Here is a 20,238-nt window from a genome sequence, read left to right on the forward strand (position 1 = left end):
GGGGCGGTCAGGGGCGCAAGGCGTAGCAGCGGAGCACGTCAAGGTCATGGGTCCGGACGGCCGACCAGCCCGCGGTGAGGATCTCGGCCTCGGCCGGGCTGATCCCGAGGCCCTGGAGCGGGGCGGCGTCCTTCCGGCGGCCGGCGATCTCGGCGACCACCCAGAAGACCCCGCCGGGTACCAGAAGGCGGCGGACGCGGTTGGCGAACGCCCCCTTGTCGCCGAGCCACCGGTAGACCAGTCGGCAGGTGATGACCGCGTACGCGGGCTCCGGCACGGCGGTCAGGTCGCCGGCCCCGATGTCGGCGCACTTCCACAGCGGGCCGGGCTTGTCCGCGGAGTCCTTCGCGGCGGCGAGTGCGAGGGCGGTGGGGGAGCAGTCGATTCCGGTGGCGCGGTATCCGAGCTGATGGTGGAGGTGACGGGTCAAGGCGCCGTCGCCGCAGCCGATGTCGAGGGCCGGCCGCCCTCGGCCGGGTCCGAGGTGTTCGTCCAGCAGCCGTGTCTCGGGTTCGTCGAGCCGCCGGTACCGGCGGCCTTGGGCCCAGAGGGGCTCCCAGTACGCGGCGGTCGCGGTCATCGTCATGAGGATCCTTCGCGGGCGGAGGGAAGCGCTGTGCGCGGGGGCGGGGAGGGCATGTCCCGCATCGTGCGGACAGGGGAGACGAGCAGGAGAGCGACCGGGACGAGTTGGAAGAGCGCGCCGACCGTGAGGGTGGTGCGTACGCCGAGGTAGAGGACCAGGGCGCCGGCGGCTGCGGCAGCGAGCGGACGGGCCCCGGCGGTCACCGTGGTGCTGGCGGCCTGCATCCGCCCCTGGAAACGAGGGTCGCAAAGGGTTTGTCTGAGGGACCTCTGGCTCGTCCCCGACGCGGTTGCCCAGAACAGCTGTACGGCCAGGACGAGGGCGAGGGTGGTCTGCCAACGCAGGCCGGGCCCGGCGAGCAGGAGTGGCACCTGAGTCAGAGGGCTGACCGCGAACCCGACGATGATCGTCGGGCCGATGCCGATACGGGAGGCGATCTTCGGGGCGAGGAGGGCTCCGGCCAGGCTGCCGGCACCGCCGACACCCATGATCACGCCGAACGCCGTCGGGGTCACATTCAGGACGGCGAGCAGGTAGTACGCCCAGTACGTGTTCATGATCGCCAACCCGAAGCTGAGCGTGGACAGCGCGGCGATCACGGTGCGGATCGTCGGCTGCCCGGCCACGTAGTGCAGACCCTCACTGATGTCCCGCGCGAGGCTGCGGCGGCCTTGCGGTCGCGGGGCGATCGTCTCGGGTGTGCGGATGTGCCAGACGAGAAAGGCGGAGACGAGGTAGGACAGGACATCGACGATGACCGAGCGCGCCGCGCCGACCGTGCCGATCAGCGCGGCGCCCAGGTTGTTTCCCGCACTGTCGGCCACCGACGAGGCAGCGCCGAGGCGGGAGTTCGCGCGCTGGAGCAAGTGGGGCTCGACCAGGACGGGCAGGTAGCTGATGGATGCAGAGCCGTGCACGATCTTGGCAATGCCGAGGACGACGGCGACCACGTACAGCTGACCGATGGTGAGCATGTCGCCCACGGCGACGACCGGGATGGTCACGAGGGCTACTGCGGCTGCCACATCGGCGCAGATCATCTGGGGGCGCTTCGGGTACCGGTCCGAGAGCGCGCCGGCCGGGAGCGCCACGATGGCGTTCGGCAGTTGTCCGAGGAAGGCGAGCGCGGCGATCTGGGTGATGGAGGCGTGGAGCTCCAGCACGGCCAGGGTGGGGATGGCTACAGCGCTGACTGCCGATCCGGACAGGCTCGCGCATTCGCTTCCGACCAGCAGGCGCAGGCCCGGGGAGGTCCACCTCGGGGCCTTCGACGTCTGGGTGGACGCCGTCACCGGCCCTCACCGCCCAGGAGTTCCGGGGCGGTGACGTTGCCGTAGAGCTGGCGGACGGCGAAGTGCGTGAGTACCGCGTGAGTGAAGGGATGGCAGTCGGGCGGCGGGGCCGCCGGGTCCACCCACACCAGCTCGCTGTGCGTGCGCGGCTCACGGTTGTACGGGGTGCCCTCCCACTCCGGCACCTCGAAGACGGCGCCGATCACCCGCTCACCGTCCGCGGCGTGGAAGTGGGGCAGCTGGCAGAACCGCAGACGATCCGGGGCGGCGTGGATGCCGACTTCCTCGGCGAGTTCTCGTGAGGCACCTTCGTTGAGGAACTCACCGTTCTCAAGACGCCCGCCGACCACCGTGAGCATCCCGGGGGAGTGCCAGGAGGTCGCCCAGTGCCGGACGGTCAGGACCCAGCCGTCGCCGGGACGCTGGAGCAGGACCATGACGTTCCCGATACTCCGGTGCACGGCGCTCACGGCCGGCTCTCCCTCATGAGCCGGTCCAGGGTCCGACGACCGCGGGCGGTGACCATCTGGTCGTTGTTGTCCGGGCCCCAGGCCAGGCAGTTGACTGCGTCCAGCGCGGTCAGGCAGCGCAAGGCGTGCCGCTCGGCATCAGTGAGTTCGCGCCCGTAGGACTGGCGGAACGCGTTCTCGCGGTCGGGGTGGTCGACCCACTGGGTGGCGGCGAGGATGACGAGGTCCTGGACACAGGCGGCCGGTCGACTTCGTTCGAAGTCGACGAGGGCGAGCCCGGCCTCGGACCACAGCCAGTTCCGCGGCTGGTTGTCGCCGTGGATGTATCCGACGGGCACCGGGCCGACGCGGCGGAGCTGGGCAGCGTGGTCGCGGATCAGCTGCTGCTCACCTTCGGTGAGCCGGTCGCTGGCGCGGGTCAGGTACTTCTCCGCTCCGTCGGCGGCGGCTTCCAGGGAGGCTTCGGCCTCCACCCGATCGGCACGGTCGAGCTCGCCGGCCTCATGCAGCCGGGCACACAGCGCTCCGGCCTGCTGGTACACAGCCCGCCAGTCACCGGCGGCCAGGGGGAGCTCCTTCGCCGGGCGGCCGGGCACGGCGGTGAGTAGCAGGGCCAGGTCCTGGGCGCGGCTGTCGATGAGGTGGGGTGCCCGGCTGTGTCCCAGGGCGGGGACGACGTGGCGGTATGCCCGGGTCTCGCGGGTGAAGAACTTCTCGCTGGGCGAGACCTTCACGTATCGGTGCACCCCGTCTGCGCCCTCCAACTCCCATACTCGGGAGCGGTCCCAGTCGTGGGAGGCGTCGCGTACGGATACGACGTGCCCGATCCGCTGCTCCGCCCATTGCCGCACCGCCGCGGGCAGTGGCTTCGGCGGCCTCATCGGGCGGACCTCCTGCCCGGGTGTGAGGTCTCCACGAGGCAGGGCACACGGCTGTCGGGTGCGGTGAGATGAGGGAACACAGGTTCTCCTGGAGGTGTCGGCTGCGTTGGTCGGCGGCGGTCGGGCGGGGTGAAGCCAGTCAGCGGTCCTGGGAGAGCGCGAGGAGTTCGGCGAAGGTTCCGCCGCCGTGGACGAGGTCGTCGTAGCGGCCCTGCTCGGAAATCCGGCCGTCCTCCAGCACGATGATGTGGTCCGCGATCTGAGTGTTCTCCAGGCGGTGGGTGACCATGATGGTGATCCGGTCGGCTGCGATGGCCTTGATCTGCTCGAAGATCAGGTGCTCACCGCGAGGGTCCATCTGAGAAGTCGGCTCGTCCAAGATCAGCAGCTCGGGCTTGCGATACAGGGCTCGAGCACACGCCTCGCGCTGCCACTGCCCGCCGGAGAACTCGATACCTCCCCAGATGTCGCGGGCCTGGGGGCTGTCCAGACCGTCGGGGAGGTCCTCGACAGCCTCGCGCAGGCCGACTGCGTCGATGGCCTCCCACACGGGTCCGTCGTCGTGGGTGCGGGGCTGGCCGAGGGTGATGTTCTCGCGCACCCGCAGCGGCCACCTCGCGAAGTCCTGTGGGACCAGGCCGGTGAGGCGCCAGACGGTGCCAGGGTCGGTGTCGGCGAGGTCGCTTCCGTTCCAGGTGACCTTGCCCTTGTCGCACAGGTAGATCCCGGTGATCAGGCGCGTCAGGGTCGACTTCCCGGAGCCGTTCGCTCCGACGATCGCGAGGATCTGGCCGCGCTCCAGGGTGAGGGAGCCCCCGTCGACCGCGGGCGCTCGACGCGGCGATCCGTCCGCACACGGTGCCGCGTCGCACGCTTCTCACCCGACTGCGGGGACCGGCTGGCCCAACGGGCGAGTCGCGGAGCGGCATGCTCCCGACGCGCGGATTGTGTGCAAAGGTGCGATTGCGATCCATATTCCGAAGGGAGATCATGCTGGACGGCCCTGAGCCGGACGCCCCGGACGAAGCCCCTGCCGCCGAGTCACCGGAAGCCCCCGAGGAGCCGCACAACGGTTCTGGTTCACTGCCGTGGGGGTTGGGTCTGCTGGCAATGGCAGCCACGTTGCTCTCGGCGAGCCTCGGTCCGCTGCTGCAACTGTTCGGCATCAAGTCTGGCCCTGTTGCCGCGGCTCTCCTGCTCTCGGCGGTCCTCATCGGCGGGATCGTCGCCATCAGGAAGGCATTTGCGGACCGGCCCAAGATGTCCCGCCGCGCGCGCTGGTTGTCGGTTGCTGGCCTGGGAGGCTTCCTCGTCGCCTGCACCACTCTGGTGATCGTCTTCCAGCCGCATCCGCCACCGCCGGAGCTGCTCCGCTTGCCCGGGGGCCAGGACGTGGCCGTGGTCGGTTTCGAGGGCGTTGGCGCCGGCCAGGATCAACGGGTGCTCGACGATGTGTCTGAGGTCTTCACGACGGACCTGATGAAAGATCAGCTGCCGGAGGGAAGCAAGGCATACGACTACGCCAGGGTGACCTCGCCTCCCCTGGATGTGCTCGGGAAGGCGGGGCAGGACCACCAGGAGCTGGACGACTGGACGGACGGCTTCGTCGAACGGACGAATGCCGGGATCGTCATCGGCGGCCTCGTGACCACCGACTCTGCTGGACAGACCGGACTTCGGCCGGCTGTCTACGTGCGGGCGGCACAGGTGGACGATGCACCCGAACTCGCCGGGTGGTACCTCAGCGGCCAGATCCGACTCGATCAGGACTGGAGCTCCGACACAGGCCGGAGACACGTGATCACCGAGTTGGTGCGCCGGACGCGCGGACTGGCCGATTTCACCCACGCTCTCGATCTCTGGCGGAACGGCAAGGTCAACGACGCGAAGCAGGTGCTGGACCAGCTACTGCCATCGGGCGCGGTCGCCGTTCGGCAGGACGGCGCCGAGTTCGTCACGCCCGATCTGGTCCGGCTCTTTCACGGGCACGCCCTCGAGCAGGTTGCCATCGGCCTCCCCGCGGCTCAACGGAAGCCGTACCTCGAGGCGGCTCGCGCCGATTACCAGGCCATCGACCCGAACGGCCGGATCGGGCGGCGCGCACGCCTCAGCTTGGCCGGCGCGCAGTACCAGCTGGCGCTGGGCCCGTCACCAAGCTGCCGCCCGGGGACGGTGGATACCAAGGCACTGAGTGCCTCGTCGGCCGAGCTGCGGAGGCTCTCGGTCGAAGGGCTCTTCTCCGAAGTCGGTCGGCTGCGGGCGTCCGTGAACCTGGCCCAGGTGGAGCAGTGCAGGGTGACGGCGCAGATCGTTCCCGATGACGGGATCATCGACCAGGCCCTGCGACGGGTCCGCTCCGCCAACGGGGGCCGCGCAGTCAAGGACCTTCAGGTGCTGGCCGCCTCCGTCGCAGCGGTGCATGCCTTCGAGCGCGGAGATTCGGTCGCTGCCATCTCCTACATCAAGGAAGCGATCAGAGGGGAACGCGGGTTCGCCCGGCGAGGGCTCTGGCAGGCGCTCGCAGCCTCCTGGGAGTTTCAGCGCGGCGACACAACCTCAGGCTGCCGCGACATGCAGGACTCGCTCGACCAGCTCGGCAACGCCCAGGGCAAGGGCGCGATCACGTCGCAGCGGTATGAGGAGATCGAGAACTCCGTCCAGCAAGAGGCCAAGACCGCAGGAGCCCGGTGCCCCCAGGTTTCGCCGGGCGGCTGACCCCCGAAAGGACCGTGGTGCGAGTGACACCAAGAGTACTGATCTTGAGCATCGTCATGCTGGGCTGTGCCGTCGCAGGGTGCAGCAGCCCTGCGTCGGAGTCCGGCTCCCCGAGCCCGACCACCGGGGCGGCGTCGCCCTCCCCGAGCCGTACCACGCAGACGGCAACCCCCTCCTCCAGCACGACTACCGACTCTGCCACGGACGTCCTCCTGGCCCAGCAGATTACCCTCCTCGCGGCCGGCGACGGGGCCGCCCCGGACTGCACCGCGGACCTGGGCAGGATCCCTGGCCTCAGCGGCTCGCCCGCGGTCTGGGTCGGGAACATCCGCGGACTGGACCGGGTCACCACCCCCGACGAGGTGGCCCTGTGTCTGAGCGGCTTCTCACCTGATGAACCGGTCAAGGTGATCGTCACCGCCGGCGGCCGGCAGTACGCGAGCACGGCCCAGCCCACCGCCTCCGAGCTCACGTATGCGCACTTCGAGCCGTCAGAGTCGCTCTTCACCGGGCAGGTACTTACCGTGCACCCCCAAGGCGATGGAGTGCTGCAGAGCGAGAAGTGGTGGTTCGTGCCGCCCGGCGCGGCCCGCGAGGATCTCGCGGCTGCCGGGACGCTCACGATCCAGGCGACCCAGGGCTCGCTGACGGCCCAGCACAGTCACTCGGTCGAGCTCCCAGGCAAGCCCGACCGCTTGGTCGTGGACAACGGTAGTCATCGGATCCTCATCTACGGGTTCGCGCCCGGAGCGCGGATCCCGGTCGGGCTCTACAAGACCGACTCCACAACCCAATCCGAAAGCCGTGCCTCACTCGTCCAGCAGATTGGCACGGTCGTGATGCCTCGCTCGAGAACCGTCGTCTTCACCGTTCCCGACGCCGTCGTCGAAGAGACCGGTAACCAGGGCTCGTACTGCGTCACCGTACCGATGCCGGAGCAGTACAACTGCCCTCAGCCTTAGACCTTTGAGGTTTGATCCGGTCTCGTTCGATGAGGCCAGTTCTGCAGATGAACCCGTGCGCAGGCAGGCGTTCCTGGACCTGGATGCCGTCGACGACGATGCCCTCGGCCTCAGGCCACACCAGATCCCACAACCCGCGCTGTGACCCAGAGCCCCGTACGTGCACGACACCCGCCGCCACAGCCCACTCAGCGCCGCAGCGATCTGACCAGGCCGACTTCGATCGCAGCGTATTTCTACGGATCAGTAGCCCTACAGAAAGGGACCCTCGCCGAAGGCACCGCCCGCGGTGACGGCTCCGCGGAGATCCTCAAGAGCCGCCGCTTCCGCTGGTCCCGGAACCTCGGCCGCTGGTACCTCCCGCACTCCCGCGACCGTGCCGCCAACCGCTTCACCCTCAACGCGGTGGCCGAGGCCCTCCGTGAGGCCGGGCACGCTGTGCACGTCACCGTGCGCGAGGACGTCGCCCGCAGCTTCGGCGAAGCCGAGGCCGAGCGGGAGGAGCGCGCCGCCAACCGGGCCGAGCGGTTCAGACGAATGCGCCAACCGGGCCGCCAGCGCATCCAAGGCCGCGTTCGCCGAGGCCCACCGCATCGGCTCCGCCATCCCGCTCGGTCAGCCTGGCTGTGTCAGTGACAACTGACTCCAGTGGGAGGTCACCTCTGACTCCGTTCAGGGGTCTCAAGGGCAAGATCTGAATGTGAGAAGTGGTTCTGGCTCAGCTTGTGTGGTGAGGGCACGCTGAGTAACCGGTTGGGGATGGGAGCCCAGGCTGGCTAGGCTCTCGTCATGAGCGGTCCGGTGTTGGTGATTGAGTTGGCGGAGCCCGTCCAACCCGTATCCATCCAGCGGCTCCGGGAACTCCTTGTCCGTTCCTCATCGCACTTTGAGGAGAAGCGGGTCGGCGAGTACGACCTGAATATTCACGCGGAGAGCCTCGGCATCGCCGATACCGGGGGCATCGACGGACGCCGGCCTGTCATGGTCTCTCTCATGGGACCCGGCATCGGCGACGAGGCCATCTTCGAGGCCGAGCACGCCGACGAAGTCGACCAGGAACCCCTTATCGGCTTCACGCCGACCCACGCCGTCGACGTCATAGCGTTCTGCAACAGGCCCGTCGACCACGTCGTCACGGCGCTGCTGACCGCTGCCGTCATGGACGTGATCGGCGGCGTCGCCAATGCCGAACTTCTTGAGGATCAAGTCCCGATCGTGACCGACCTTCCAGGCATCATCGCGACGATGACGGATCCGTGGCCTGCTGCCTACGGTTCAGCGGAATTCCTCAGAGCGTGGGCTCGGCAGCCCGGCTTCCGGCTCCTGAAGTAGTCGCAGACCAGCTAGTTTTTAGGCCAGAAGCACACGTTTGCGTAACAGGGTGAAGCCAGCGCGGCCGAACATCTGACGCTTGAGCATCTTGATCCGGTTGACATGGCCTTCGACGACTCCAGAGTTCCAGGTCAGTGTGAGGCCAGCGATCACTGCATCGCGGTCGCGGTCGATACCTGCGGCAAGCGTGTGGAGGCTCGGGAGGTCGTCCTGTTTCACGGCGTCGAGCCAGTCCGGTAGCCGCTCGCCCTGGCGCTCGGTGTGCATGGTCGCGAAGGACCGGACGTGCCTGCTGAGGGCGTCGATCTCGGGGCAGTTCGCCCGGACGTTCTTCAGTTGGAGTTGCTCGGCATCGGACAGGTTTTCCGGGCGGCGCAGAACCCATCCCGCGACTGCCCGGGGTGAGGGCGGCCGGGCTGTCACGGGTCGTGGCGAGGTGCGCTTCTGGCGGAGGTAGGCGCGAACGCGCTGGTAGCTGCCCTGGTAGCCGAGCGGGACAATCTCTTCCCACAGTTTCCAGGCGTTGGTGCAGCCCTCGTTCCAGCGGTCGTCGAGGTAGGTCTTGTACTCGTCGAGGACGGAGGTCCGGGCCTGCCACTGACCGGTGAAGAGGTCTTCCGGCTTGGCGGCGTCCGCGTACCGTTTGACGGTTCGGCTCGTCATGCCGAGTTGCTGCTGGATCGCGCGACGGCTGTGTCCTGCCTCCACCAGGGCATGGACGGTGGCGTGAACGGCTCGGGTTCGGTCGGCGAACCGGTGCCCGGTCGGCCATGGCGAACCGGCCGACTCCTCTGCAGGGTCGGGCTCCCCTCGGTCGTTTCAGGCGTCTCAGGGACCAGGACGCGCAGGCACTGGCGGTGCTGGGCGATGCTCCGCTCAGCGGCTTCGCTGAGGTTGTGCCAGAGATGCCACCGGTCCGCGACCTGCACGGCCTGCGGTGCGCCGGCGGTGGCGCCCTCGGCGAAGAACGGGGCTCGGTCCCGACATACGACCTCGATTCCGGGCCGTTCGGCCAGCCACGCGGCCAGGCTCGATGACTCCCGGTCGGGCAGCAGGTCGACCGGCCGGCGGGTCTCGACGTCCACGAGGACGGTGCCGTAGTTCCGGCCTTTTCGGGTGGCGTACTCGTCGACGCCGACCACTCGCGGGGCGGGCACCTCCGGCTCGGGAAGTGCGTCGATCAGCCGCAGGACCGTGCTGCGGCTGATCGGCACTCCGACGACGTGGGCCAGGCGGGCGCCCGCCCGGCCCGCGAGGGCGAGACCGATCGCGGCCAGGGTCGAGCGAAGCCTCTCGGTCCGCTGACCGTGCCTTCGGGTCAGGCCGGGTATTTGCTCGACGAACGTGTGGCGTCCACACTCGGCGTTCCGGCAGGTGAACCGGCGGACCCGCAGCTGGAGTACGACGCTTCGTCCCGCACTCGGAACATCGGCGGGAAACCGCAGGTAGGAGCCGTGAACCCGGCAGGACCACGTTCCGCACCCCGGGCACCAGGCGCCCGCAGCGGTGCACCGCACTTCAACACGCACTATCGCGATGTTCACGTCCACCGACAGCACCGTAACGTCGTCGATCGACGGGAACAGCAGCTCCTCCAGCCGGAGCAAGACCTCTTTCACAGCCCGAACTGTCAGGGCAGTCGCTCCTGCCACTGCTCATTTCGAGGCAACTTCCGGAGGCGTCAAAGGAAGTTCAGTGGTCACTCACAGTGAACGGACCACACAACCTGAGCCAGAACCCGCCGGGGAACGGTTACGGATAGCCGCCATGCCCCGCTGCCCTCGGGCTGGGAGACGGCCCCACCAGGCCCACGGCCTGATCCTGGACCGGCTCGCCAGCTTGCCAGGGAAGCCGGCCGCGGCCGAACGCCGGTTCCCTAGCGGTCGGCGCAGCGGGCGCGCGTCAGCGCGAGACGGCCAGCTCCGTACGCTGCCCGGCCAGCACCTTGCAGCCGATCCGCCACCTCGGTGCCACTCCACGGCTCGCCTGTGTACCGCCCCGCAGGAGCCGGGAGACGGCGGCGTCAGGACGTGACGGTAGCGCGGCTTCCAGCAGCGGGCCACCAGCCATGCCGTGATAGCGGCGCGATCACCGGAAGCAGAGTCGTCCTGCTGAACCCGAACCCGTCGTGAACCTCACCCGCCAAGGCGAGGCTGGTCGCCGGGAGCGCGGCATCGCCGTTGCCTCCCGACCTACCGGTGCCGGGGTGCGGCCCCCGTCGCGGCCCCTGTCGTCGCCGGATGGATCCTCCGCCGGCCGGAGACCCTCAACGAGACGGAGCAACTTCGACTCAAGGCCGTTCTCGTCCACTGCCCTGAACTGGACGCCCTCACCACCCACGTCCGCTCCTTCGGCCAGATGCTCACCGAGCGCCAGGGCGAACGGCTGCCGCAGTGGCTCGATGCTGTCCGGCAAGACAACCTCCCCGGCCTCCACACACTCGCCGCAGGTATCGACCGTGACCGCGATGCCGTCATCGCCGGCCTCACCCTGCCCTGGAGCTCTGGCGTCGTCGAAGGACACGTCAACCGAATCAAGATGCTCAAACGCCAGATGTTCGGCCGGGCCGGCTTCGCCCTCCTCCGCAAGCGCGTCCTGCTCTACTCGTGAAGCACAGGTCAGACCGCATCATCAAGGAGTCCGAAGCCTTCCGGGAACCCTTCCAGGAACTCCCGCCGCGCGGGGTCGGACTCGGCTTCGGCCATCGTCCCGAGCAGGTCGATCAATTCGCTCCGCTGTTCACTCGACAGCTTGCTGGCCAGGTGGGCGACACCCTCCAGGACCTTGACGGCGTCGTCCGGATCCAACTGATCGTCTTCACTGCCCTCGATGAACCACAGGACGTCGACCAAGGCCTCGGTCAGGGCGTGGGTCAGAGACGAGTACACGGGCATCAAGGCGGACTCCCAGCAGGTCAGGGCAGCAGAGTCCGGCCATCCCACCACACACCACTGACATCACACTCAGTCAGCCCTCCACGGAAAGTGAGCCAGAACCCCAGAGATGACGTCACCCGGCGGTGGTGGGGCTGGTTGAAATTTCCTGTGCTTGGTGTTGGCCACGCCGCTCAGGGTTCCCACCTTCGGAGGGCTGAGATCGTCTCCGTGGGACGTGGGACGTGGGACGTGGGACGTGGGACGTGGGACGTGGGACGTGGGACGTGGGACGTGGGACGTGGGACGTGGTGCTGGTTTGCGTCTCGGCCGTGATCAGAGTTGGTTTGCGATCCGTCGGCCGAGCTGTTCGAGGAACTCTTGCAAGCTGGCCGCGGCAACTTCGAAGTCGTCAAACCAGGAAGCCGTGGTGGACTTCCAGACTTGTCTGGTGTCTCCGATCGCGAACAGATGGCCCCCGCCGTCGCTGGCGAAGACCAGTGCGATCGATTCGCCGTCGATCGGAGCGGGGCCGTACTCGCGGAAGTGCTCCGCCGCCGTCGCGGGTGAGTGGATGAAGTACCCGCTGTCGACATCGGGCAGGGAAGCCTCACTGATCACCCGGTAGAGCGTGGTCAGGTCGGAGGGGATCGGCGTCAGGTCCACGAGTGCGTCCGTCGCCTGGTGGCTGTCGTCGGTTGCGAGCATCACGGAGTTGTGGCCGGGTGGGAAGCCGTGCGTCGGGAGGAATGACTGCATCAGCTTCGTCAGCGCCGCATCGGCCTGCTTCCACCAGGACCGGACCCACTCCGCGTCAAGCCGCTCACCTGGCACGTTTCCCCCCAATACGCGTGTGACCCGCCGGCGCGGGTCCGGAAGAACATATCGGAAGGCTCAGCATGGGGTGGGTGGCAGCCGGGCCACTCCGATCCGGTCTTCCTCCGCTTCGGCCGCACCCACATGCAGCCACTGCGCGACGCGATCGGCAACCCCCGCCGCGATGCCGTCCTCGCCCGCCGAGCGGAGCGGATGGAGGCGCAACAGGCGGAGTACCAGGCGCAGCTGCGCCGCGCTGCCGAGCAGAAGAGAGCCGAGCACGAGGCCGCCCGCCCTGTCTGCGCCGGCTGCGGGACGAAGTTCGACAACGACCGATGGGAGAACACCAGGTTCTCCCCGGAGCCGGGCCACCGGTGGCACCCGACGCTGCGCGAGCCGTGCGAGGACAAGACCGTCGCGGTAGCGGAGCAGACCGAGCGCGACCGCCTGGAGGCGGAGGCCGCCGCGACTGCCGAGAAGGCCCGCGGCTGGCGATCCCGCTTCCGCCCCGGGCAAGCCTTAGGTGACCCTGAGCAAGCCTCGCTGCCAGCGGTGGCCTACTCGGGGTTGGGGGCGGGATTCGAGAACTCGCCGAGGATCCTGGTGGGCGGCTGGAGACCGACACGCTGCCACCGGAGTCCGGCCGCATCCATGAACTGGATCGTCAGCCGGAGATTGGTCGCATCGAAGGGGGCGATGCCTTCATCCGTTCCCACTTCGTACCCGTGTACGGGATCGAGGAGCGGCCCCCAGCCCTGTTCCCGGAGCGCAAGGTGGTGGGTCTGCCCAGCCGATACGTTGCGGAAGATCCGCCGATCCTCATCCGACCAGCGGACCGCCACAGGGTGCCCGTTGGGCTGTTCGGCGTCGGCCCTGATGATCCTTAGTTCAAGCAGTGGTTCGGAGCTGTGGTTGACCACCTCGCCTCGGTGCCCGTCTATGACGGGCACCACCAGCCGTGCCTGTGCTGCTTGCCTGTCTGCCTCGTCCTTCCGCCGCATCTTCACCTCGTGCCAACCAAACCAGAGGGGCTACGGCGGTTGCCCCGGTCGTTGCGATCGCGCTAGCCGCGTCCCAGAAGTCACTCATGCCTGGACCCTAGACCGGCGCGGACGTACCGTCGCCCCTCCTCGCAAGCTGAGGCCGTACCTGGGCATGCCCCTACCGTCGGTGCCGCCTGGGACGGTGGGATGCATGGACAGGTATGAGGAGCTGTTGCGCGGCCGGGTCTACGGTATGGATCACGACGACCCGAACCCGTGCCCGCAGCCCGGCCGCACCTACGCCAAGGTCGTCAGCGGCCCGGTCGACGGGCTGCTGCTCGACATCACCGGCTGGACGGCAGGCGAGAACCAGACCAGCGCCGCGCTGATGACCGAGCTGGGCCAGTTCGGCGCCGACGGCCGGTCCCTGTACGACCCGCGCCCCGGCGAGCGGAACCGCTGGGACTGGTCCGGCGACACCCCTTAACAGGGGGGCAGAGAATCGAGGCGGTCGATCCCTCCTCGCCCGTGAGCCGCAGGCTCAAGGCGAAGAAGTACCGGGCCCGTCCTCGGGGTGGTTGAGGAGCGGGCCGGGTCCGGCTGCGCGGCGTCCCGGGACGGCGGGGGAGAGGTAGCCGCGCTCGCGGGCTGCTTTGATCCAGTCCTTGATGGTCGGTTCAGGGCGGTCGAAGAGGTGGGCCAGGCGCCGGTGGAGGCCGGGGCCGTTGATGGCTTCACGGAGATAGGCGTGGGCCACACGGTGAAGGAGTTCTTCCTCGAGCGGGGGCCGCCCTCGCTGCGCGGGCTGTGCGAGTGCGCTGGCGTTCTCCAGAGCCTGTACCGACGCCGGGGCGAGCTCCGGTCCGGAGCCGCCCTGAAGCCGCCCGAGCCCCAGGACGGTCACGCCCTCGTCTTTCCAGGACTGGTCGGCCAGCTCGGCCTGGGCGCGGGCGACGATCTGGCCCAGTGGGATGCGGCTCGGGTCGGCAGAGCGCCGCATTGTCACACCGGACCGAGGCGGCGGAATTGATGGGTGGCCAGAGGGAACAATGACGAGAGGATGTTCGACTGCAGCTCTCCGGTGAGGGCGGACGCGAGGAATTGCGTGCACGATACGGAGTAATGTTCCCATCGGGGGCCGCTCACCTCGTTCACCATGATGGTCCATTCGTTCGGCGCAAGGCCCGGAAGAACGAGCCAGTACAGGCATTCTCCGTTGTCCGTGGTCGCCCATGGGATGACCACGGATCCCTCGGTCTCCAGTTCTGCCGGCTTCTTCTCGACTGTCCACAGGTCTTCCAGGTCTTCGAACTGGTACTCGGCCCACTTGAGGAGGTCGTAGTGTTTGTTGGGGCAGTCGGGCTCCAGGACGTACAGATAGTCGTCCCAGTTGCTACCTCCATAGACGTGGATGAGCTCCTTGTAGTCGGCGGGAAGCTCGACCCCACGGTCGCGCTCGACCTCGCCCCAATCCTTCTGGCGAGGCTCGCTCGGCGCCGGAGCGATTTCGAGAAGACGTGTAAGGGCGTTGTTCATGGTGGGGGACCTGTTTCTAAGGGCAAGGGGCCCGGACGGCAGGAGCGTCCGGGCTGTATGCCCTCGATGTGCCCGTGGGAATTATGCCGGTCCCGTTGCATCGAGGGGTGGCCTGCAATGGATGGTCTCCCCGGACTCGACTGCGGCCTTCAGGTGAGCGCGTGTGCACGCTCACTCTGAGGTGCTGTTACTCGCCTCCGCGATGCGCTCGGCGAATGCATCCATGTACACGCGGTGTTCCACGTGGATCATGGATTCCGGGATTTCTCCCAGTGGTGATAGATCGACACCTTCGAGCTTCCCGCATCCGTCGAGATCGCTCAGCGCGTGCAGTAGGGCCTCCAGGGCCACCCGGGACTCTTCGCGCGGGGCCAGCATGGCGATCAGGTCCCCTACCACTCTGGCTTGGGTGCCGGATAGCAAGTTCACGAAGTCCTGAACGCGATTACTCGCTTCCGTGCGCACGGCTTCGTCGAGACCCAGAAGGTCCCGGACGAAGTCGACGTAATACTCACTTTCCATATTTCCTGCTTTCCAGATCAATGCGGATATGGTACCGGAAGGTGGCTGGGCCACGGAATGTGCGTATCGTTGACCGCCGCCTCATTAAAGTTCTCACTTCTCGGGTTTCCGATTTGCCTATGGTAGAGCCGACCCGCCTCGTCCTGGAATTGATTCCCGATCTGGATGCGGTAGATAGGGCCACTGCTGGCGTTGGGGCCAGCGTGTGGGCCGAGGTCGGGCCCGTGGACGCGCATACGCACCGTCAGCCCTGTGGATTCGTCCTTCCAGCTCCACTTGATGCCGTGCTCGACACCACCCGGGATCGCCCTCCACGGCTCCAGCACGGCGTCCTTGGGGATGACGCTCAGCGGGTCTGTATCTCCACGGAGGTCCCAGCCTCCACCCTCGATCCGGGGCGGACAGGGACTGAGCCCGAGCGGGTCGCTCCACGTGTGAGGGTTGTGGACGTACGTGACCGGGTTGTCAGCCGGGCCGAGGCCGAGGGGGTCCTGGCTGAGGTAGCGGGCCGATTCGGGGTCGTAGTAGCGGAAGTAGTTGTAGTGGAGGCCCGATTCGGGGTCGAAGTGCTGGCCTGGGAAGCGGAGCGGGGTGTATGCCGTGGCATCGCGGTTCCAGATCGTCGTGCCCCAGAGGGTGGTGCGGGTTCGCCAGGCCAGCTCGCCCGACTCATCTACGAGTTCCGTCGGGGTGCCGATCAGGTCGGTGACGATGGCGAAGAAGCGTTCGTCGTCCGTGTCCGTGCGGCGTTCCGTCTGGGACAGGGGGCGCAGGCCCGCGTGGTCCCAGGTCAGGACGACGGTCGCGGTCGTCTGCTCGCAGAGGGTCGTGCCGTCCCAGGTGAAGTAGACCGTTTCGAAAGGAGACTGCTTGGATATTCGTCGGCCCAGGGGGTCGTACGTGTACCGCCAGACCGTGCCGTCCGGTGTCGTCACCGCGGTGAGACGGTCCTCCGCGTCCCACTCGTAGCGCCAGGTGTCGGGCTTCCGGGACAGCCGGGTCCTCTGGCGCAGGACGATCCGACCCTGGCCGTCGTGTTCGTAGCGGACGGCACCCGCGCTGGCGATCCGAGTGCCCTCGTAGGTGCGCGCACCCGTCGCGGAGTGCGACGGGTGGTTCGCTGGCCACGAGGCTTCCGTCTGGTTTCCGGCGTCGTCGTACGCATACCGCTCGGTCCATCGGTGCGCGTGGACGGCTGTGACGCGGCCGGCCGAGTCCACGTCGAAGCCGCGGGCACCGGAGAGTGCGTCGCTGATGCCGAGGAGGCCGCCGCCCGCGCCGTAGGTGTAGGCACGGTGCTGGAGGCTGCGGCCCCCGGAGGTGATGGTCTGGGCCTTCAGCCGGTTCATCTCGTCGAAAGACGACGTCAGCGCCACGAAGTCCGATACGGTGCGCCCCACCTCACGGCCCAGGGCGTCGAAGGAGAAGGAGATGTCGCGCCCGGACGTGGTGAGCTTCGTCCTGCGGCCCGCAGCGTCATACGACCATTCGCTGATCGCACCTCCAGGCGTCGTCCTCCCCACCCGGCGGCCCAGCTCGTCATACCTGTACGTCAGCGTCCGGCCGTTGACCGTCTCGGACTGCAGGCGGCCGTAGCGGTCCTTCAGGCGTTCCAGTTCGGCGTCCGGGCCGGTGGCCACCGCGAGTTCGTCGAAAATGTCGTATTCGAAGGTCGTGGCCCCGTTGCCTTCGACCTCTTTGCGGATCACCTGGCCGAGCGCGTTGTGCGTGAAGTCGATGCGCTGGCCCAGGCCGTTCGCCCGGGAGGTCAGACGGCCCGAAGGGTCGTAGTCGTAGCTCAGCGCCCGGCCGTCGAAGTCGGTCTCCGTGACCAGTTGGCCTGCCGCGTCGTAGGCGTAGTCCCAGGTCAGGCCCTGGGGGTTGGTCACGCGCGTCATCCGCAGGTTGGTGTCGTGGGAGAACTCGTGGCGGACTCCGTCCGGGCCTGTGCGGGCCGTCAGGAGGTCGAAGTCCGTGTACGCGAAGTGGGTCGTGCCTCCCATAGAGTCGGTGTGGCTGAGGCAGTTGCCCTCACCGTCGTACGTCCATGACTCCACGGTGCCGTCGGGTGCGGTGCGCCGGGAGGGCAGGCCCTCGACCGTCCACTCCATTCGCGTCTCCCCGCCGAGAGGGTCGATGACGCGGACCGTGCGGCCGAAGGCATCGTGTTCATAGCGGGTCGTGGCACCCAACGGATCGGTGACCTCGACGGGAAGACCCCGGCGGTCCAGGATGAGCCGGGTGGTGGCGCCGAGCGGGTCCGTCACCGAGGTGAGCCAGCCGGCCGCGTCGTACGCGAACTCTGTCGTCGCGCCCGTGGGGTCGGTCACCGAAGTGCGGTTGCCGCGCTCGTCGAAGGTCTGGCGCGTGACGTTCCCGTCGGTGCCGACGATGCGTATCGGCATCCCATTGTGGTCGTACTCGGCCCGCGCCTGCCGTCCGTCCGGACGCTCCATCACCGTCATACGGCCGTGCTCGCCGTAGGCGAAGCGGCTGACGTGGCCCAGCGGATCGGTACGTGACAGCAGTTGGTTGTAGCGGTCGTACTCGAAGTGGGTGACCGCGCCCAGGGGGTCGATCTCGGCGACTACCTGTGATCGGTCGTTGATCAGGTGACGCTCGGTGTGCCCCAGACCGCTGGTGACGGTGGTTATGCGGAGCCCGGTTGCGGGATCGACGTCGTCCCAGGTGAACGTGGACTCGAGGTGTCCGTTCGTGCCTGACTGGTAGGTGCAGCGGTCCTGATCGTCGTAGACGTAGTCGAAGCGGCTTCCGTTGGTGTCGGTCCACGAGGTGATGCGGCCGTGTTCGTCGCAGTTGAAGCTCAGGGGGCGGCCGGAGGAGTTGGTGACTGAGGTGAGATGGCCGTCGGTGTAGCTGTAGCGCAGGATCTCCTGGTCGGATCCGTCCGTCGCAGCCCCCTTGAGGTGGAGGGCCGTCACCCGGCCTTCGGTCGTGGTGAGTTTCAGGTGGTAGCCAGCGTGGTGGACGATCGCCGTCGGGGCACCCGCCTCGTCGTGCTCGAAGGTGATCGAGCGGCCGTTGCGGTCGTCGATCTGGGCCAGGAGCGCGAAGTCGTCGCTGTGGTCGGTGAAGTGCCAGACCCTGCCGGTGTCGGGATCGGTGATGGTGTAACCGCCCGGGACCCGGTCCAGTGGCCACTGTCGGCCGTGCGTGGGCATGACCGGAGCCCCAGGGGCCGGGTGGGGGTAGGCGAGGAGACTGCCCTCGTCACAGCTGAAGATCACGCCCGCGGAATCGATCTCCAGTCGCTGGTCCACCGTGGACGACCACGTCGGCCCGAACCAGCGCCCGGAGCGGCGGGCGGAGTCGAAGGTGCGCCGGAAGACGAGTGGAAGTGCGCCGGGCAGGGCGATGTCGGTCGTGGGCAGCAGCATGCGGCCGGTCGCGATGTCGATCGGGTCCTTCTTGCACACCGTCTCGCTGCACCGTTTGCCGTTGCTGTCGGGGTTCTGTTCGTGATCCCCGCGGCTGCCGCCCGGCTTGTTGCCGTCCAGGTCGTCGAGTTGTTTGGCAGCTGTGGCGGCTCTGCGGCCAGCGCCGGCCAGCAGGCCACCCCCTTTAGGGCCGACGGCTTCCGGGACGAGCTTGCCGCCGAACTCGAAGGGGTCCTGCATCGCGCTGTCGGCCATAGCCTTGGCCGCGGCGACCGGGTCGTTGGCCGAGGTGAGGAGGCCGGCTCCCATGCTGTTGAGGCCCATCTGGGCCACCGTCGGATGGGTGATGTTGTACGGGTCCTGGGGGCTGAGCCCGCGGCCGAAATTGACCAGGCCGGCCGTACCCTTGGCGATTCCGCCGAGGAAGTGTTCGGCCTCCGCGCCCTTGCGGACGATCTCCACCAGCGCGGCGTCGGCGGCTGACACCTTCGGCGCCGCGTCACGGGCCTTCTCCAACGCCTGTGCCACCGAGTGGGCTACGTCGTCGCGCTGGCGCCGCGCCTCGGCCAGCTTCTGTTGGGCGGCCTTGATGCCGTCCGCGCCCGGGTCGGTGAAACCCACGGGGCGGGCCGGCAGCGGGTCCTGCTGAGCTTTGACAGCCGATTCGTAGTCCTTGACCCAGGTGTTGTAGGCGGCGTGAGCGTTTTCCGACAGTTTGACGGCGGTCTTGTACTCGTCGATTGCCTCTTTCGCCTGCCCCTGCGCCCACGTCACCGTGTCGGCGAAGCGGCCGACCGCGTCGGCCGCCGTCTCGAAGGCGGCCGCGGCCGCGAACCAGCGGGGCGCCTTCTCCTGGACGGAGTCCCGAAAGGCGTCGGCCGTCGCACCCTTGATGCCGTCCGTGCCCAGCTTCTTCAGGCCATCCCCGGTGCGGGTGAAGGCAGCGTGGAAGTCACGCAGGTGCCCGGCGGTCGTCCGCAGGCTGCTGGCGCTGCCGTGGACGAGCTGCTTGGGATCGTCGCTCTGGCCGAGCTCGACCTCGGTGACCTCGGCTCCGAGGCGGTTCGCCGCGGAGTTAGCCGTGTTGCGGACGGCGTTGGCGCCCCCCTGCCAGCCGACATCCTCCAACGTGTCGGCCGTCTTGTCGCCGAGCCACTCGACCGCGTCGCCCGTGAAGGCTGCGCCCTTCTCCAGCCAGTTGCCGCCGCTCATCAGGAACGGCCCCCCTGATCCCCGCGCTGATCACTGTCCTGATCGCCACCCTGCGGGTCCGCGCCCTGCGGGTTGCGGACGCGGTCGAGGGTCTCGCGGTCCATGCCCTGCGCTTCGGCTACGTCCTCCAACAGGCCGCCGACAAGCCCCTCGTTGAGGATGCCCTGCTTGGTGTCCGCCCACGTACGGTCGAAGTCCTCCCTGGCCTGACGCGCCTGCTCCGGCGTCTCCCGCTTGAACGCGTGATCGGAGAGGATCGCGTCCATGGACTTCTTCTCGACCTCGTCCTCCGACGCGTAGGGGTTGCCAATACCGGCGTTGACCAGCACCTTGAAAGTGCCCCTGCGGTACTGGTCCTCCTCCCACACCGAGCCAGCCCCAATACCCAGGCGCTCGGCGAGCCCGCTGGTGACGACGAAGAGACTGCTCACGCTCAGATCCCAGCGCTCGCAGAAGCCCTCCAACGCCGCAGCGACTGCCGGATGACCGGCCTCCATGCCCGTCAGCGCCAGCTGGCTCATACCACCACCCGCCACGGCCGAGGTGTCCATCGCGAACTCACGCAACTCCCCGACCGCGGACCGCAGACCGTCCTGGATATTCCCCACCGCGACCGGATCCATCTCCAGGTCTGCGCTGCCACCACTCATGATCCCCACC

At 68.1% G+C, this 20,238-nt stretch carries 18 protein-coding genes and 3 pseudogenes; 5 read left to right on the forward strand and 16 right to left on the reverse strand.

The genetic code is table 11. From position 1 onward, the window contains the following. Window positions 1–7 precede the first annotated feature (7 nt). From OHA89_RS38890 to OHA89_RS38910, 5 genes and pseudogenes are all read right to left on the reverse strand, one after another. Complete coding sequence (locus OHA89_RS38890; RefSeq protein WP_406368270.1) at window positions 8–586, reverse strand: class I SAM-dependent DNA methyltransferase; 579 nt, start codon at window positions 584–586, stop codon at window positions 8–10. Then, a complete protein-coding gene (locus OHA89_RS38895) occupies window positions 583–1,878 on the reverse strand; it encodes an MFS transporter (protein ID WP_406368272.1) in 1,296 nt (431 codons plus the stop codon). The genes OHA89_RS38890 and OHA89_RS38895 overlap by 4 nt, the downstream gene beginning before the upstream one ends. Continuing rightward, a complete protein-coding gene (locus tag OHA89_RS38900) occupies window positions 1,875–2,348 on the reverse strand; it encodes an NUDIX domain-containing protein (protein WP_406368274.1) in 474 nt (157 codons plus the stop codon). The genes OHA89_RS38895 and OHA89_RS38900 overlap by 4 nt, the downstream gene beginning before the upstream one ends. Then, complete coding sequence (locus OHA89_RS38905) at window positions 2,345–3,229, reverse strand: phosphotransferase (protein WP_406368276.1); 885 nt, start codon at window positions 3,227–3,229, stop codon at window positions 2,345–2,347. Before OHA89_RS38905 ends, OHA89_RS38900 begins: the two co-directional genes overlap by 4 nt. Window positions 3,230–3,368: 139 nt before the next feature. After that, window positions 3,369–4,058, reverse strand: a pseudogene (locus OHA89_RS38910) (ATP-binding cassette domain-containing protein); the annotation flags it as partial. A 161-nt stretch (window positions 4,059–4,219) separates the two neighbouring features. Between OHA89_RS38910 and OHA89_RS38915 the strand changes: the two are divergent. Then, window positions 4,220–5,944 (forward strand): hypothetical protein, encoded by a 1,725-nt coding sequence (locus tag OHA89_RS38915; RefSeq protein WP_406368278.1) that lies wholly within the window; start codon window positions 4,220–4,222, stop codon window positions 5,942–5,944. A gap of 44 nt (window positions 5,945–5,988) precedes the next feature. Beyond that, window positions 5,989–6,906, forward strand: a complete 918-nt coding sequence (locus tag OHA89_RS38920) for a hypothetical protein (RefSeq protein WP_406368280.1) — start codon at window positions 5,989–5,991, stop codon at window positions 6,904–6,906. Between the two features lie 252 nt (window positions 6,907–7,158). On the opposite strand, the gene OHA89_RS38925 is transcribed toward OHA89_RS38920, so the two are convergent. Next, on the reverse strand, window positions 7,159–7,512 hold the full coding sequence (locus tag OHA89_RS38925; protein WP_406368282.1) for a hypothetical protein: 354 nt from the start codon (window positions 7,510–7,512) through the stop codon (window positions 7,159–7,161). 183 nt (window positions 7,513–7,695) lie between these two features. On the opposite strand from OHA89_RS38925, the gene OHA89_RS38930 reads away from it, so the two are divergent. Continuing rightward, window positions 7,696–8,238: a DUF6368 family protein gene (locus OHA89_RS38930; RefSeq protein ID WP_257551935.1), complete on the forward strand. Its 543-nt coding sequence runs from the start codon at window positions 7,696–7,698 to the stop codon at window positions 8,236–8,238. 18 nt (window positions 8,239–8,256) lie between these two features. On the opposite strand, the pseudogene OHA89_RS38935 reads toward OHA89_RS38930, so the two are convergent. Beyond that, window positions 8,257–9,857 (reverse strand): annotated as a pseudogene (locus OHA89_RS38935) (ISL3 family transposase). Between the two features lie 613 nt (window positions 9,858–10,470). Here OHA89_RS38935 and OHA89_RS38940 point away from each other — a divergent pair. Beyond that, window positions 10,471–10,848: pseudogene (locus OHA89_RS38940) on the forward strand (transposase); the annotation flags it as partial. 8 nt (window positions 10,849–10,856) lie between these two features. On the opposite strand, the gene OHA89_RS38945 reads toward OHA89_RS38940, so the two are convergent. The 4 genes from OHA89_RS38945 to OHA89_RS38960 form a co-directional block, all read right to left on the reverse strand. Further along, on the reverse strand, window positions 10,857–11,132 hold the full coding sequence (locus OHA89_RS38945; RefSeq protein WP_406368284.1) for a hypothetical protein: 276 nt from the start codon (window positions 11,130–11,132) through the stop codon (window positions 10,857–10,859). 315 nt (window positions 11,133–11,447) lie between these two features. Then, on the reverse strand, window positions 11,448–11,945 hold the full coding sequence (locus OHA89_RS38950; protein ID WP_406368286.1) for a hypothetical protein: 498 nt from the start codon (window positions 11,943–11,945) through the stop codon (window positions 11,448–11,450). A 60-nt stretch (window positions 11,946–12,005) separates the two neighbouring features. Beyond that, a complete protein-coding gene (locus OHA89_RS38955; RefSeq protein WP_406368288.1) occupies window positions 12,006–12,209 on the reverse strand; it encodes a hypothetical protein in 204 nt (67 codons plus the stop codon). 275 nt (window positions 12,210–12,484) lie between these two features. Continuing rightward, a complete protein-coding gene (locus tag OHA89_RS38960; RefSeq protein ID WP_406368290.1) occupies window positions 12,485–12,928 on the reverse strand; it encodes a hypothetical protein in 444 nt (147 codons plus the stop codon). A gap of 193 nt (window positions 12,929–13,121) precedes the next feature. Between OHA89_RS38960 and OHA89_RS38965 the strand changes: the two genes are divergently transcribed. Further along, window positions 13,122–13,397 carry a hypothetical protein gene (locus tag OHA89_RS38965; RefSeq protein WP_406368292.1) on the forward strand — a complete coding sequence of 92 codons (276 nt, stop codon included), beginning with the start codon at window positions 13,122–13,124 and terminating at the stop codon, window positions 13,395–13,397. 54 nt (window positions 13,398–13,451) lie between these two features. Here OHA89_RS38965 and OHA89_RS38970 read toward each other — a convergent pair whose 3' ends face one another. From OHA89_RS38970 to OHA89_RS38990, 5 genes are all read right to left on the reverse strand, one after another. Next, window positions 13,452–13,910 carry a hypothetical protein gene (locus tag OHA89_RS38970; protein ID WP_406368294.1) on the reverse strand — a complete coding sequence of 153 codons (459 nt, stop codon included), beginning with the start codon at window positions 13,908–13,910 and terminating at the stop codon, window positions 13,452–13,454. A 2-nt stretch (window positions 13,911–13,912) separates the two neighbouring features. After that, entirely contained in the window at window positions 13,913–14,446 is a 534-nt protein-coding gene (locus OHA89_RS38975) for an SMI1/KNR4 family protein (RefSeq protein ID WP_406368296.1), read from the reverse strand. A 171-nt stretch (window positions 14,447–14,617) separates the two neighbouring features. After that, a complete protein-coding gene (locus OHA89_RS38980; protein WP_406368298.1) occupies window positions 14,618–14,989 on the reverse strand; it encodes a hypothetical protein in 372 nt (123 codons plus the stop codon). Next, a complete protein-coding gene (locus OHA89_RS38985) occupies window positions 14,986–19,578 on the reverse strand; it encodes a putative T7SS-secreted protein (protein ID WP_406368300.1) in 4,593 nt (1,530 codons plus the stop codon). The genes OHA89_RS38980 and OHA89_RS38985 overlap by 4 nt, the downstream gene beginning before the upstream one ends. Further along, window positions 19,578–20,228, reverse strand: coding sequence for a hypothetical protein (locus OHA89_RS38990; protein WP_406368302.1), 651 nt, complete (start codon window positions 20,226–20,228; stop codon window positions 19,578–19,580). Before OHA89_RS38990 ends, OHA89_RS38985 begins: the two co-directional genes overlap by 1 nt. Window positions 20,229–20,238 lie beyond the last annotated feature (10 nt).

The sequence above is a fragment of the Streptomyces sp. NBC_01546 genome (genome assembly GCF_045208355.1).
Classification (GTDB): domain Bacteria; phylum Actinomycetota; class Actinomycetes; order Streptomycetales; family Streptomycetaceae; genus Streptomyces.